At 75.1% G+C, this 13,748-nt stretch carries 14 protein-coding genes and 1 pseudogene; all 15 read left to right on the top strand.

Annotation, left to right across the window (positions count from 1 at the left end; all coding sequences use genetic code 11):
* Positions 1-151 precede the first annotated feature (151 nt).
* Entirely contained in the window at positions 152-2,419 is a 2,268-nt protein-coding gene (locus B1205_RS03675; protein ID WP_254909681.1) for an FAD-dependent oxidoreductase, read from the top strand.
* Positions 2,416-2,736: a putative quinol monooxygenase gene (locus B1205_RS03670; RefSeq protein ID WP_089154291.1), complete on the top strand. Its 321-nt coding sequence runs from the start codon at positions 2,416-2,418 to the stop codon at positions 2,734-2,736. Before B1205_RS03675 ends, B1205_RS03670 begins: the two co-directional genes overlap by 4 nt.
* Complete coding sequence (locus B1205_RS03665) at positions 2,733-3,962, top strand: cytochrome P450 family protein (protein ID WP_089154290.1); 1,230 nt, start codon at positions 2,733-2,735, stop codon at positions 3,960-3,962. The genes B1205_RS03670 and B1205_RS03665 overlap by 4 nt, the downstream gene beginning before the upstream one ends.
* A 9-nt stretch (positions 3,963-3,971) precedes the next feature.
* The gene (locus B1205_RS03660) at positions 3,972-4,637 is read left to right on the top strand and encodes a TcmI family type II polyketide cyclase (RefSeq protein ID WP_089154289.1); all 666 of its coding nucleotides are present in this window, start codon (positions 3,972-3,974) and stop codon (positions 4,635-4,637) included.
* Positions 4,638-4,885: 248 nt separating this feature from the next.
* Positions 4,886-5,269, top strand: a complete 384-nt coding sequence (locus tag B1205_RS03655; protein WP_089154288.1) for a DUF1622 domain-containing protein — start codon at positions 4,886-4,888, stop codon at positions 5,267-5,269.
* A 30-nt stretch (positions 5,270-5,299) separates the two neighbouring features.
* The gene (locus B1205_RS03650) at positions 5,300-5,776 is read left to right on the top strand and encodes a macro domain-containing protein (protein ID WP_089154287.1); all 477 of its coding nucleotides are present in this window, start codon (positions 5,300-5,302) and stop codon (positions 5,774-5,776) included.
* 57 nt (positions 5,777-5,833) lie between these two features.
* Positions 5,834-7,849, top strand: a complete 2,016-nt coding sequence (locus B1205_RS03645) for a heavy metal translocating P-type ATPase (protein WP_089154286.1) — start codon at positions 5,834-5,836, stop codon at positions 7,847-7,849.
* 98 nt (positions 7,850-7,947) lie between these two features.
* Complete coding sequence (locus tag B1205_RS03640) at positions 7,948-8,349, top strand: TOBE domain-containing protein (RefSeq protein WP_089154285.1); 402 nt, start codon at positions 7,948-7,950, stop codon at positions 8,347-8,349.
* Positions 8,346-9,137: a molybdate ABC transporter substrate-binding protein gene (gene modA / locus B1205_RS03635; protein WP_089154284.1), complete on the top strand. Its 792-nt coding sequence runs from the start codon at positions 8,346-8,348 to the stop codon at positions 9,135-9,137. Before B1205_RS03640 ends, modA begins: the two co-directional genes overlap by 4 nt.
* Positions 9,134-9,931 carry an ABC transporter permease gene (locus tag B1205_RS03630; RefSeq protein WP_089154283.1) on the top strand — a complete coding sequence of 266 codons (798 nt, stop codon included), beginning with the start codon at positions 9,134-9,136 and terminating at the stop codon, positions 9,929-9,931. The genes modA and B1205_RS03630 overlap by 4 nt, the downstream gene beginning before the upstream one ends.
* Complete coding sequence (locus tag B1205_RS03625) at positions 9,928-10,983, top strand: ABC transporter ATP-binding protein (RefSeq protein WP_089154282.1); 1,056 nt, start codon at positions 9,928-9,930, stop codon at positions 10,981-10,983. Before B1205_RS03630 ends, B1205_RS03625 begins: the two co-directional genes overlap by 4 nt.
* A gap of 95 nt (positions 10,984-11,078) precedes the next feature.
* The gene (locus tag B1205_RS03620) at positions 11,079-11,357 is read left to right on the top strand and encodes a hypothetical protein (RefSeq protein WP_089154281.1); all 279 of its coding nucleotides are present in this window, start codon (positions 11,079-11,081) and stop codon (positions 11,355-11,357) included.
* Positions 11,358-11,447: 90 nt separating this feature from the next.
* Positions 11,448-12,425: a zinc-dependent alcohol dehydrogenase gene (locus B1205_RS03615; protein ID WP_089154280.1), complete on the top strand. Its 978-nt coding sequence runs from the start codon at positions 11,448-11,450 to the stop codon at positions 12,423-12,425.
* A 2-nt stretch (positions 12,426-12,427) separates the two neighbouring features.
* Positions 12,428-12,826 (top strand): 6-pyruvoyl trahydropterin synthase family protein, encoded by a 399-nt coding sequence (locus B1205_RS03610; RefSeq protein ID WP_089154396.1) that lies wholly within the window; start codon positions 12,428-12,430, stop codon positions 12,824-12,826.
* A 4-nt stretch (positions 12,827-12,830) separates the two neighbouring features.
* A pseudogene (locus B1205_RS03605) lies at positions 12,831-13,748 on the top strand (glycosyltransferase family 4 protein); the annotation flags it as partial.

Below are 13,748 nucleotides of genomic sequence, written 5' to 3'. Positions count from 1 at the left end.
GGCGGCGAGAACCTGCGATCAGCCCGCCGTCCCGGTGGCGTCACCGGGACCGGACGTGCGCCGGGGCGACGGTGACGAGCGGGTGACGCGCGCTGCGGCAGGGTCGCGGCACGACGACGGCACCGTTCGAGGGGGCTGCATGATCAGGACGATGCTCCGGCTGCGCGCGCGCCCCGGCTGCGAACCCGCGGTCGGTCCGGCGTTCGAGACGGTCGCCGGGCAGCTCAGCGCGCTGCCCGGCAACCTGCGCAACGAGCTGCTGCGCGACGCCCTCGACCCGCGTGGCTTCGTCGTCCTCACCGAGTGGGCCGACGAGGCGGCGCTGCGCGCGTACCGGCGGGGGCTGGTGGCGGCCCGCCTGGCCGGCCTGCTCCGGCCGCTGACCGAGCCGGCCGACGACCCCGGGTATCCGCTGATGCGGGAGACCGGGGACGGCGACGGGCCGGTCTACGTGGACGTCGAGCTGGCCGTGCCGCTCGACCGGCTCGCCGAGTTCCACCAGGGCTACCCCGAGGTGGTCCGGCGGATGACCGCGGTCCCCGGCTACCGCCGCGAACAGTTGCTGCGCGAACCCGGCTCCGACATCCACCACATCGTCGCCGAGTGGGACGGTGCCGCGTCGTTCCTCGCCTGGATCGGCGACCCGGCCCACGCCTCCGTGCAGGCCGGGCCGATCGCACCGTTCCTTCTCGACATCCGGCGCCGGCTGTTCCACGTCGTGTCCGATGCGGACGGCAGCCGACACTCCACCACGGGCTGGGAGGCCGACGTGCACAGGACAACAGACGTACTCGTCGTCGGGGCGGGGCCGACCGGGCTGACCGCCGCTGTCGAACTGGCCCGGCGGGGCATCGACTGCCTGGTGATCGACAAACAGGTCACCCCGCCCGACCAGGCGGACAAGGCGATCGGCGTGCACTGCCGCACCATGGAGATCTGGGAGGAACAGGGCGTCGTCCGGGAGGCGATGGACGCCGGCATCTGGCTCACCGGCAACATGGTCTTCGTCAACGGCGCGCAGACCCACCGGATGAGCTGGGAGCTGCCCGGGCTGCCCTACGCCCACCTCGGCCTGCCGCAGTACGAGACCGAGCGGATCCTCACCGACCGGCTGGCCACCCTCGGGGTGCGCCCGCGACGCGGCGCCGAGCTGGTCGACTTCACCCAGGACGCGGACGGCGTGACCGCCGCCGTCCGCACCGCCGACGGCGCCACCGAGACGGTACGCGCCGCGTACCTGGTCGGCTGCGACGGCGCGCACAGCCGGGTACGGGAGCGGCTGGGCCTCACCTTCACCGGCGGGCTCGGCCGCTTCCCGCAGTTGTTCATGCTCGTCGACGTCGACGTGGACTGGGACATGCCCGCCGGGCACCTGCTGCGGTTCCTGCACCTGACCGACGGACAGATGGACGGGATGCTGGTCTGCGTGCCGCTGCGCGGGGAGCGCCGCTACCGCATCGCCACCCTGGCCCCGCCCCGGTTCTTCGCCCAGACCGGCGGGCGCGACGCCCCACCCGGGTTCAGCGAGGAACTGGCCTCCCCGACGCTCGACGACGTGCAGGCCGCCCTCGACCGCCTCGCCCCGCCCGGCACCCGGGCGACGAACCTGCGCTGGTCGTCGGTGTTCCGGATCAGCCACGGCATCGTCGACCGCTACCGCGACGGTCGGGTCTTCGTCGCCGGCGACGCCGCCCACCTGCACCCGCCGGCCGGCGGTCAGGGCATGAACACCGGCATCCAGGACGCCTGGAACCTGGCGTGGAAGCTGGCCCTGGGGGTGCGCGGGCTGGCCGCACCCGGCCTGCTGGACAGCTACGAGACCGAGCGGCGACCGGAGGGCGAGGAGATCGTCGGTCGGGCGGTCCGGCTGGCCGGCACCGAGGAGGTGGACCGCGCCGACCTGGAACGGCAGTTTCTCCAGGAGATGGGCATGCTGCTCAGCTACGCCGGCAGCCCGCTGGTCGGCGAGACGGTCGCCGACCCGGCCGCGCTCGGCGACGCGCCCCGCCCCGGGGACCTCGCCCCGGACGTCGAGGGCCTGCGCCGGCACGGCGTCGGGCACCCGCTGCGGCTACGTGACCTGACCCGGGGCACCGGGCACACGCTGCTGCTCTACGCCGATGCCACGGCCGACCCGGTCGAGCTGGCCGGCCTGCCCGACCTCTGCGCCGACGCGCGCCGCCTGGCCGGCGGGGAACTCGACGCGTACCTGCTGCTCGACCCGGACGCGGACGAACCGCACCTGGCCGACCCGCCGGTGGTGCGCGACGGCGACCGCCGGTTCCGCGCCGGGTACGGGCTGGCCGGCACCGGGCTCTACCTGATCCGCCCGGACGGGCACGTCGGCTTCCGTGGCGCCCCGGTCGACCCGGACGCGCTGCGCAAGCACCTGCACCTGGTGTTCGGCGGTGTGCGATGAGCCGGGTGCGCACGGTGCTGGCGATGCGGACCCGGGAGGGCTGCGCGGAACGCTTCGAGGCGGAGTGGCGCAGCGCCGCCGAGGAGATCCGCACCCTGGACGGCTGCCTGCACCAGGATCTGGTCCGCGACGCCGACGACCCGCGCAGCTATCTGGTCATCAGCGACTGGGCGGACCGGGAACGGCTGGACGCGTTCGGTCGCAGCGCGCACCGGGACCGGCTGCTGCGCGTCATCCGGGACCTGCGCGAGTCCGCCGAGCGACACACCTACCAGGTGCTGCACAGCGTGGCCGGCGAGCCGGGGGAGGGGCGATGACCGAGGAGGTGGTGCCGGCGAGTGAGCTGTACACCGACGCGTTCGCGGCCGACCCGTACCCGACCTTCGCCCGGCTGCGCGGCGAACGGCCGGTCTGCCCGGTCGGCTCGCCGCGCTTCGACTCGTGGCTGATCACCCGCTTCGACGACGCACGGGCCGCGCTGACCGACCCGCGGCTGTCCAAGGACCTCTACGGCCCCGACCAGCACTACCTGCGGATCTTCGGCCCGAACTCGGAGGGGCTGAACCGCAACATGCTCAACTCCGACCCGCCGGAGCACACCCGGCTGCGCCGGGTGGTGTCCCAGGCGTTCGCGCCCCGGCGGATCGAGGCGCTGCGCCCCCGGGTGGCGGCGATCGTCGCCCAGCTCATCGACAAGATGACGCCGCAGGGCGAGGCCGACCTGATGCGGGACTTCGCCATCCCGCTGCCGATGACCGTGATCTGCGAGCTGCTCGGCGTGCCCCCGGCCGACCACGACCAGGTGCTCGACTGGACCCAGGTCATCCGTACCTCCGGCTCGACCAGCCGGCCGCCGGCCGAGGAACGGGCGGCGGTGCAGGAGGCCCAGCTACGGCTGCACCACTACCTGGCCGACCTGGTCCGGGCCAAGCGCGACGACCCGGCCGACGACATCATCGGCGCGCTCGTGGACGCCGTCGACCGGGACCGGACGCTGTCCGAGGCGGAGTTGGTCACCACCACGTTCCTGCTGCTGTTCGCCGGGCACCAGACCACCGCCGACTTCCTCGGCAACGCCGTGCTGGCCCTGCTCACCCACCCCGAGCAGCTCGCCCTGCTGCGCGCCACGCCCCGCCTGCTGCCGGCGGCGATCGAGGAACTGCTCCGGTTCGACGGCCCGCTGCCGGTGGCCAGCCCGCGCATCGCCACCGAGGACGTCGACTACCAGGGGGTACGCATCCCGCGCGGCGCGATCGTCGGGGTGGCGATCAACGCGGCGAACCACGACCCCGCCCACTTCACCGACCCGGACCGGCTGGACCTGCGCCGGGTCCGCGGCCCCCACCTCGGCTTCGGCCACGGCGTGCACTACTGCCTGGGTGTCTCGCTGGCCCGGATGGAGGCGGAACTCGCGCTCTCCGCGCTGCTGCGGCGCCTGCCCGACCTGCGCCTCGCCGTCCCCCGCGCCCAGGTGCGCCGGCTGCCCGCCGCCTCGCCGTTCCGTGGCCTGCTGGAACTGCCGGTCACCTTCACCACCGTCTGAGGAGCAACCATGGTCTTCCGCAACGTCATCGTCTGCCACCTGGTCCCCGGCAGCGAGCAGGTCGTCGGCGACGTCTTCGGCCACTACGACCAGGCCACCCGGCCGCAGGACCTGGGGGTGATCGGGCGCTACCTGCTGTCGCACCACGACCTCTACCTGCACGTGATCGAACGCGAGCAGGACCCGCGGATCTCCGGGCAGACCCGCGGGCTGCCCGCCTTCCAGAAGATCGCCGAGGAGATCGGCCCGTACGTGACGCCGTACCCGCGCGACTGGAAGAACCCGTCCGACTCGGTGGCCAAGGAGTTCTACCACTGGGCGCCGCCGGGTGAGCCGCCCACGGACACCACGCTGACGGTCATCGTCGGGCGGATCAAGCCGGGCGCCGAGCCGGACGTGGCCCGGGTGTTCACCGAGTCCGACGCCGGGCCGCTCCCTACCGACCTGGGCGTCACCGGCCGCTGGCTCTACTCGATCGACGACGTCTACGTGCACCTGCTGGAGCAGGAGTCGTCGGCCGCCGAGGCCACCCGGGACCAGCACGCCGACAAGCCGGCCTTCGGCAAGGTGATGGCCGACCTCGCCCCGTACGTCGAGCCGTACCGGCCGGACCGGTGGCACGGCCCCCAGGACTCGGTCGCCACCGTGTTCTACCGCTGGCAAGCACAGGACTGAGCCGGCACGGTCGGCCCTGGCCGGACAACCAGGCGGCCCGAAGCTGCCAGGGGCGCGGCGGAGAAGACGGTCCGCGCGGCATATACCTCACCGTCATAATTATGACCGTGAGGTATGTGGCTTCCGAGTCGACTCCGCTCCGGCAGCATCACGCTGCGTGACGTGGCCTGCGGCGGGTTGCCGGCGGAAACCGCTCGCCACCCGCGCGGATGCGCCAGGCTGGACCCGAGGCCGTACGGGGGTGTCGGGTGCCGACCAAGGAGCTCATCCAGCACGTCGGGGCGCTGCTGGACCTGGCCGGGGTGCTGGTCATCGCGGTCGGCGTCGGGGTCGCCACGGTGGTCTTCGCGATGCGCTGCGGACGGACCCGGCAGGTCATCGCGCACTACCGAGCGTACCGGCAGGGGGTCGGGCGGGCCATCCTGCTCGGCCTGGAGTTCCTGGTCGGCGGCGACATCATCCGCACGGTCGCGGTGTCGCCCACGTTCACCAGCGTCGGCGTGCTGGCGCTGATCGTGCTGGTCCGCACGTTCCTCAGCTTCTCGCTGGAGGTGGAGCTGGACGGCCGCTGGCCGTGGCAGGACAAGGCGACGGTGGGCGGGCCGAGCGTCGGCGCCCGGCAGGGGCACTGAGCGTCGTACCGTTCGGGCAGGATCCTGGTCGTGACCGCGCTTCGGATCATCCAGGGGGATGCGACCAGCCCGCAGGCGAAGGGCCCCAAGGTGATCGCCCATGTCTGCAACGACCTGGGCGGCTGGGGGAAGGGCTTCGTGTTGGCCATCTCGCGGCGTTGGCCGGAGCCGGAGCGTGACTACCGGGACTGGCACCGGCACCGGGCCCGCAACGACTTCGGGCTCGGCGCCACCCGGCTGGTGCGGGTGGCACCGGACCTGTGGGTGGCCAACATGGTCGGGCAGCGCGGGATGCGCCGGGGCAGCGCCGGGCCGCCGATCCGGTACGACGCGGTGGAGCGCTGTCTCACGACCCTGGCGGACCGCGCCGAGGAGTTGGGCGCGTCGGTGCACATGCCCCGCATCGGTCGCGGGTTGGCCGGCGGGTCGTGGCAGCGGATCGAGCCGCTGGTGCTGGGCGCGCTCTGCGCCCGCGGCATCCCGGTGACCGTCTACGACCGGTCCTGACGAGGCGATGCCGCCTTTTACCCCCGGGGGGTATGGTGTCCTCGGAGGTGAGGTCCGATGGCCCACGCGCACGGACACCACGCCGGGCACGACCCGGAGCAGTTCCGCCGCCGGTTCTGGCTGAGTCTGGCGCTGACCGTGCCGATCGTGCTCACCAGTCACATGGTGATGGACTGGTTCGGCTACTCGCTGGACGTGCCGGGGGTGCGCTGGGTCGGCCCGGTGCTCGGCTCGGTGGTCTTCGGCTACGGCGGCTGGCCGTTCCTCACCGGCGGGCTGCGCGAGCTGCGCGACCGCGCCCCCGGCATGATGCTGCTGATCTCGATGGCGATCGTGGTCGCGTACCTCGCCTCGGCGGCCACCAGCCTCGGCCTGTTCGACCTGGACTTCTGGTGGGAGCTGGCCGCGCTGGTGACCATCATGCTGCTCGGGCACTGGCAGGAGATGCGCGCGGTCGGGCAGGCGCGCGGCGCGCTCGGCGCGCTGGCCGCCCTGTTGCCCGACGACGCCGAGCGCCTCGACGACGCCGGCCGGTCGCACCCGGTGCCGGTCGCCGAGCTGCGGGTGGGTGACCGGGTGCTGATCCGGTCCGGCGGCCGGGTGCCGGCGGACGGGCGGATCGTCGAGGGTGCGGCCGAACTGGACGAGTCGATGATCACCGGCGAGTCCCGGCCGGTGCCCCGCACCGCCGGGGACCGGGTGGTCGCGGGCACCGTCGCCACCGACTCCACCCTGCGGGTACGCGTCGAGGCCGTCGGCGCGGACACCGCGCTGGCCGGCATCGGCCGGCTGGTGGCCGAGGCACAGTCCTCCGGCGGACGGGCGCAGGTGCTCGCCGACCGCTTCGCCGCGCTGCTGTTCTACCTGGCGGCGCTCGCCGGCCTGGCCACGTTCGTGGTCTGGCTCCTGCTCGGCGACGCCGACCAGGCCGTGGTGCGCACCGTGACCGTGCTGGTGATCGCCTGCCCGCACGCGCTCGGGTTGGCCATCCCGTTGGTGGTGGCGCTCTCCACGGCGCTCTCCGCCCGGGCCGGCATCCTGGTCAAAGACCGGCTGGCGCTGGAACGCATGCGCACCGTCGACACCGTCCTGTTCGACAAGACCGGCACGCTCACCACCGGCCGGCACGCGGTGACCGGGGTGGCCACCACCGGCGGGCTGGGCGAGGACGCCGCGTTGGGCCTGGCCGGCGCGGTGGAGGCGGACAGCGAACACCCGCTCGCCCGGGCGCTGGTCGCCGCCGCCGACGCGAAGGGGGCACGCCGCCGGGCCCACGGCTTCCGTTCGCTGACCGGCCGGGGCGTGCGCGCCACCGTGGACGGCGTCGACTGGGCCGTCGGCGGTCCGGCCCTGCTGCGCGAGCGCGACGCCCGGGTTCCGGACGAGCTGGCCCGGGCAGCCGAGGACTGGTCCGGCCGGGGTGCCGCGGTGCTGCACCTGCTCCGGCTGCCGGCGACCGGCGGCGTCGAGGTGGTGGCCGCGTTCGCCCTGGCGGACCAGGTCCGCCCGGAGGCCCGCGCCGCCGTGGCCGAGCTGCGGGACCTGGGGGTACGGAAGATCGTCATGATCACCGGCGACGCCCGGCCGGTCGCCGAGGCGGTCGCCGCCGACCTCGGCTTCCGTCCCGGCGTCGACGAGGTCTTCGCCGAGGTGCTCCCCGCCGACAAGGACAAGGCGGTGACCGAACTGCGGTCGCGCGGCCTGACCGTGGCGATGGTCGGCGACGGCGTCAACGACGCACCGGCCCTGGCCCGCGCCGACGTCGGGGTGGCCATCGGCGCCGGCACCGACGTGGCGATCGAGTCGGCCGGGGTGGTGCTCGCCGGCTCCGACCCGCGCGGCGTGGGCGGCGTGATCCGGCTGTCCCGCGCGTCGTACCGGAAGATGCGGCAGAACCTGGCCTGGGCGGCGGGCTACAACGTGGTGGCGATCCCGCTCGCCGCCGGGGTGCTGGCCCGGGTGGGCATCGCGCTCAGTCCGGCGCTCGGCGCGCTGCTGATGTCCGCCTCCACCGTCGTGGTGGCGCTCAACGCGCAACTGCTGCGCCGGGTCCGGCTCGCCCCGGCCGACTGAGTCGACCGCACCTACGGCCTGCCGAGGCCGATCCACCTGGTTTGTGCGAGCCTGGTCGCCCCTTCACGTTCGCACCTGCGGCCCGGTATGGTCACCGCGTGACGGTGTTCCGGATCGGCGAGGCCGCCGAACTGCTCGGCGTCAGCGCGGACACGGTCCGCCGCTGGGTCGACGCCGGCCGGTTGCCGGCCCGCCGCGACGAGCACGGCCACCGCGTGCTCGACGGCGTCGACGTGGCCGCCTTCGTCCGCGCGCCCGGCCACCCCGCGCTCTCCTCGGCCCGCAACCGGCTGCGCGGCATCGTCACCGCCGTGGTCAAGGACACCGTGATGGCCCAGGTGGACATCCAGGCCGGGCCGTTCCGGGTGGTGTCGCTGATGAGCCGCGAGGCCGTCGACGACCTCGACCTCCGGGTCGGCTCCGTCGCCGTCGCGGTGATCAAGTCGACCACCGTGGTGGTCGAGCGCGCTCCCGCGCCGAAGGGAAGGACCACCCCATGACCGTACGGTGGCTCCGGGCCGCCCTCGCCGGCGCGCTCGTGGCGGCGCTCGGTCTCACCGGCTGCGGCGGCGGGGCGGACGAGTCGCCGACCGGGCGCGACGGCGGCGGCCCGCTGACCGTGTTCGCCGCCGCCTCGCTCACCGAGTCGTTCACCCGACTCGGCAAGGACTTCGAGGCCGCCCACCCGGGCCACACGGTCACGTTCAACTTCGCCGGCAGCTCCGCGCTGGCCAACCAGATCACCCAGGGCGCGCCGGCCGACGTGTTCGCCGCCGCGAGCCCGGCCACCATGAAGACCGTCACGGACGCCGGCGACGCCGACGGCGCCCCGGCCGTCCTGGTCCGCAACCAGCTCGTCGTCGCCGTGCCCAGGGGCAACCCGGCCCGGGTCGCCGGCCTGGCCGACCTCACCCGCCCCGGGGTCAAGGTGGCGCTCTGCGCCGAGCAGGTGCCGTGCGGCGCGGCGGCGCGCACCGCGCTGGACGCGGCCGGCGTCCGGCTCACCCCGGCCACGCTCGAACAGGACGTCAAGGGCGCGCTGGCCAAGGTGCGGCTCGGCGAGGTCGACGCCGCGCTGGTCTACCGCACCGACGTCCGGGCCGCCGTCGCCGACCTGGACGCGGTCGAGTTCCCCGAGTCCGCCCGCGCGGTCAACGACTACCCGATCGTGGTGCTGCGCGCCGCCGGTAACCCGGCCGGGGCCCGGGCCTTCGTCGACTTCGTCCGCTCCGACGCCGGGCTCGCCGTGCTCACCGCCGCCGGGTTCCAGGCCCCGCCCGGCGGATGATCCGCCCGGTGTGCCGGCAACGGACGCCGGCGGCCCTGCTGGTCCCCGCCGCGCTGGGCCTGGTCTTCCTGGTCCTGCCACTGGTCGGCCTGCTGGTCCGCGCGCCCTGGACCTCGCTGCCCCGGCGGCTGGCCGAACCGGGCGTGCTCACCGCGCTACGGCTGTCCCTGGAGACCGCCACCGCCGCCACGCTGCTCTGCGTCGCGCTCGGCGTACCCCTGGCCTGGCTCCTGGCCCGGGTGGAGTTCCCCGGCCGCCGGCTGGTCCGGGCGCTGGTCACGGTGCCGCTGGTGCTGCCGCCGGTGGTCGGCGGCGTGGCGCTGCTGCTGGTCTTCGGCCGGCGCGGGCTGCTCGGGTCGTGGCTGGACGACACGTTCGGGGTCACGCTGCCGTTCACCACCGCCGGGGTGGTGTTGGCCGAGGCGTTCGTCGCCATGCCGTTCCTGGTCATCGCCGTCGAGGGGGCGCTGCGCGCCGCCGACCCCCGGTACGAGGAGGCGGCCGCCACGCTCGGCGCCGGGCGCTGGACCACCTTCACCCGGGTCACGCTGCCGCTGGTCGCCCCCGGCGTGGCGGCCGGCGCGGTGCTCTGCTGGGCCCGCGCGCTCGGCGAGTTCGGCGCCACCATCACGTTCGCCGGCAACTATCCCGGCCGCACCCAGACCATGCCGCTCGCCGTCTACCTGGCCCTGGAGACCGACCTGGAGGCCGCGATCGTGCTCAGCCTGATCCTGCTCACCGTCTCCGTGGCCATCCTCGCCGGCCTGCGCGACCGCTGGGTCGGGGTCACATGACCGCGCTGCTCGACGCGCGCCTGATCGCCGACCGGGACGCGTTCCGGCTGGACGTGCGGCTGCGCATCGCCGCCGGGGAGGTGGTGGCGCTGCTCGGGCCGAACGGCGCCGGCAAGAGCACCGCGTTGCGGGTGCTCGCCGGGCTGCATCCGCTCGCCGCCGGGCACCTCACCCTCGACGGCGTCGACCTGGACCGGCCCGACCGGCGGGTGTGGACGCCGCCGGAACGGCGACCGGTCGGCGTGGTGTTCCAGGACTACCTGCTCTTCCCGCACCTCAGCGCGCTGGACAACGTGGCGTTCGGGCCCCGCCGCCGGGGTGCCGACCGGCGTGCCGCCCGAGCCCGGGCGCAGGGCTGGCTGGACCGGGTCGGCCTCGGCGGGCAGGCCCGGCGCCGGCCCCGCCAGCTCTCCGGCGGGCAGGCCCAGCGGGTCGCGCTGGCCCGCGCGCTGGCCGTCGAGCCGACGCTGCTGCTGCTCGACGAGCCGTTGGCCGCCCTCGACGCGCGGACCAGGTTGGACACCCGCGCGGAACTCCAGCGGCACCTCGGTGCGCATCCGGGCGCCACGTTGCTGGTCACCCACGATCCGCTGGACGCCCTGGTGCTGGCCGACCGGCTGGTCATCGTCGAGCACGGCCGGGTGGTGCAGGAGGGCGACGCGGCCACCGTCACCGCCCGGCCGCGCACCGACTACGTGGCCCGCCTGGTCGGGCTGAACCTGCACCGCGGCCGGGCCGACGGGCGCACGGTCACCGTCGGCGGGCTCACCCTCACCACCGCCGACCCGGTACGCGGGGAGGCGTTCGTGGCGTTCCCGCCGGCCGCCGTCGCGCTGCATCCCGCCCGCCCCGAGGGCAGCCCGCGCAACGTCTGGGCGGCCACCGTCACCGGGGTGCAGCGGCACGGCGACCACCTGCGGGTCGAACTCGGCGGCCCGGTCGAGGTGGTCGCCGACGTCACGCCCGCCGCGGCGGCGCAGCTCGGGCTGCGTTCCGGCCAGCCGGTCTGGGCCGCGGTCAAGGCCGCCGAGACACGGGCGTACCAGGCGTGACGTATCCCTCTGGTGGCGAATCCACGCAGGTGGGAGGTTTGACATCGGCTCATCCGGTCACTGAGTGGTGAGCGACGACGGAGAGGGGAACGCCGGTGCCCGACACGATCCGGACCAGGTCCAGTCAGGACGCCGTCCTGCCGTACGGCGTCACCGACCCGCTGCTGTGGCGGGCCGCCTACGACGTGGCCGCCGCGCACCGGGCGGACGCTGAGGGCCGGTGCAGCAGCCTGCTCTGCGCCCGGCGGCCCGCGCCCTGCGCGCCGCTGACCGCCGCCCGCCGGGCCATGCGACTGGCCGGGGACGCCAGCCGTCGCGCCGACGACGGCGAGCGGGCGGGCGGGCGTACGGGAGAGCGGCGACGCGCGGCCTGAACGGGTCGACGGGCGCGGTTCGAACCGGGAGCGCCCGGCGTCCGTGTCTATGATCGACAACCCGGAGCAACGCGGGGATGAGGAGGGTTCGTGACCGTCGACGCCCACGCCTTCTGGCTCCGTGCCCCCGGCCAGGGTGAGATCCGGCCGGTCCGGCTCGACCCGCCCGGCCCCGGTGAGGTGCTGGTCCGAGCCCGGTTCTCCGGGGTCAGCCGGGGCACCGAGACGCTGGTCTTCACCGGCCGGGTCCCCGCCGACCAGTACGCCACCATGCGCGCGCCGTTCCAGGACGGCGACTTCCCGGCGCCGGTCAAGTACGGCTACCTCAGCGTGGGCACGGTCGAGGCCGGCCCGGCGGAGCTGCGCGGCCGTACCGTGTTCTGCCTGCACCCGCACCAGACCGCGTACGTGGTGCCGGCCGACGCGGTGGTGGTCGTGCCGGACGGGGTGCCGGCACAGCGGGCAGTGCTGGCCGGCACCGTGGAGACCGCGGTGAACGCGCTGTGGGATGCCGCGCCGCTGGTCGGCGACCGGGTCACCGTGATCGGCGGCGGCATGGTCGGGTGCGGCGTGGCCGCGCTGCTGGCCCGGTTCCCCGGCGTCCGGGTCGAGCTGGTCGACTCCGACCCGGGGCGGGCCGAGGTGGCCGCGGCGCTCGGCGTGGATTTCGCCTCGCCCGCCGCCGCGACCGGCGGACGCGACCTGGTGGTGCACGCCAGCGCCAGCGCCGACGGGCTGCAACGCGGCCTGGAGCTGCTCCGCCCGGAGGGCACCGTGCTGGAGTTGAGCTGGTACGGCGACCGTCCGGTCACGCTCGCGCTCGGCGGCGTGTTCCACTCCCGGCGGCTCGGCATCCGCAGCAGCCAGGTCGGCACCGTGTCGCCCCGGCGGGCCGACCGGAGCTACGCCGACCGGCTCGCGCTCGCCCTGGACCTGCTGGCCGACCCGGTATTCGACGCGCTGCTCACCGGCCGGTCCCGCTTCACCGACCTGCCCGACGTGCTGGACCGGCTCGCCTCGGGCCGGCTGCCGGCGCTCTGCCATCTCATCACCTACAGCGAGGAGTGATCGTGTTCAGCGTGACCGTCCGGGACCACATGATGGTCGCCCACAGTTTCCGCGGCGAGGTCTTCGGCCCGGCCCAGAAGTTGCACGGCGCGACCTTCGTCGTCGACGCCACGTTCCGCCGGCCGGAGCTGGACGACGACGGGATCGTGGTCGACATCGGGCTGGCGACCGACCAGCTCAAGGCCGTGCTCGGCGAGCTGACCTACCGCAACCTGGACGACGAGCCGGCCTTCGCCGGGGTGAACACCACCACCGAGGTGTTGGCGCGCACGGTGGCCGACCGGCTCGCCGACGCGGTGCACGCCGGCCGGCTGGGGGAGGGGGCGCGGGGCCTGGCCGGGATCACCGTCACGCTGCACGAGTCGCACGTCGCCTGGGCGAGCTACGAGCGGTCGCTGTGACCGGATGACCGCCGTCCACGTGGTGCTGCCGGGCGACATCGACGATCCGGCGAACCCCAGCGGCGGCAACGCGTACGACCGGCAGGTCTGCCGTGGGCTGGCCGCGCTCGGCTGGACCGTGCGCGAGCACCCGGTGCCGGGCGGCTGGCCGCACCCGGGCGAGCGCGAACGGACGGCGCTGGCCGGGCTGCTCGGCGGGCTGCCCGAGGGCGCGACCGTGCTGCTCGACGGCCTGGTCGCCTCGACCGTGCCGGACGTGCTCGCCCCGCACGCCGCCCGGCTGCGCCTGGTGGNGTGCACCTGCCGATCGAGGACGAGGCGGAGGGGCGGGCGCTGGCGGCGGCGAGCGCGGTGGTCGCCACCAGCGAGTGGACGCGCCGCCGGCTGCGGGAGCGCTACCGGCTGGCCGCCGACCGGATCACGGTGGCCCCGCCCGGGGTCGACCCGGCGCCGGTCGCCGCCGGCACGCCCGACGGCCACCGGCTGCTCTGCGTCGCGGCCCTCACCCCGGTCAAGGGCCACGACGTGCTGGCCGCCGCGCTCGCCGAGGTCGCGGACCTGCGCTGGACCTGCGACTGGGTCGGCCCGCTCGACCGGGACCCGGCGTTCGTCGACCGGCTGCGCCGGCGGCTCGTCGACACCGGTCTCACCGGCCGGGTGCGGCTGGCCGGCCCGCGTACCGGGGCGGACCTGGCCGACGCGTACGCCGCCGCCGATCTGCTGGTCCTGCCCTCGCGGCGGGAGACGTACGGCATGGTGGTCACCGAGGCGCTGGCCCGGGGCGTACCGGTGCTGGCCGGCGACACCGGCGGCCTGCCGGCCACGCTCGGGCACGCCCCCGGCGGCGAGCGGCCCGGCCTGCTGGTGCCGCCGGACGACGCGGGCGCCACGGCCGGCGCGCTGCGGCGCTGGCTCACCGACC

Source organism: Micromonospora sp. NBS 11-29, assembly GCF_002140155.1.
Lineage (GTDB): Bacteria > Actinomycetota > Actinomycetes > Mycobacteriales > Micromonosporaceae > Micromonospora.
Note: the sequence above shows the minus strand (reverse complement) of the source record. Positions and strands in the feature narration are given on the sequence as shown.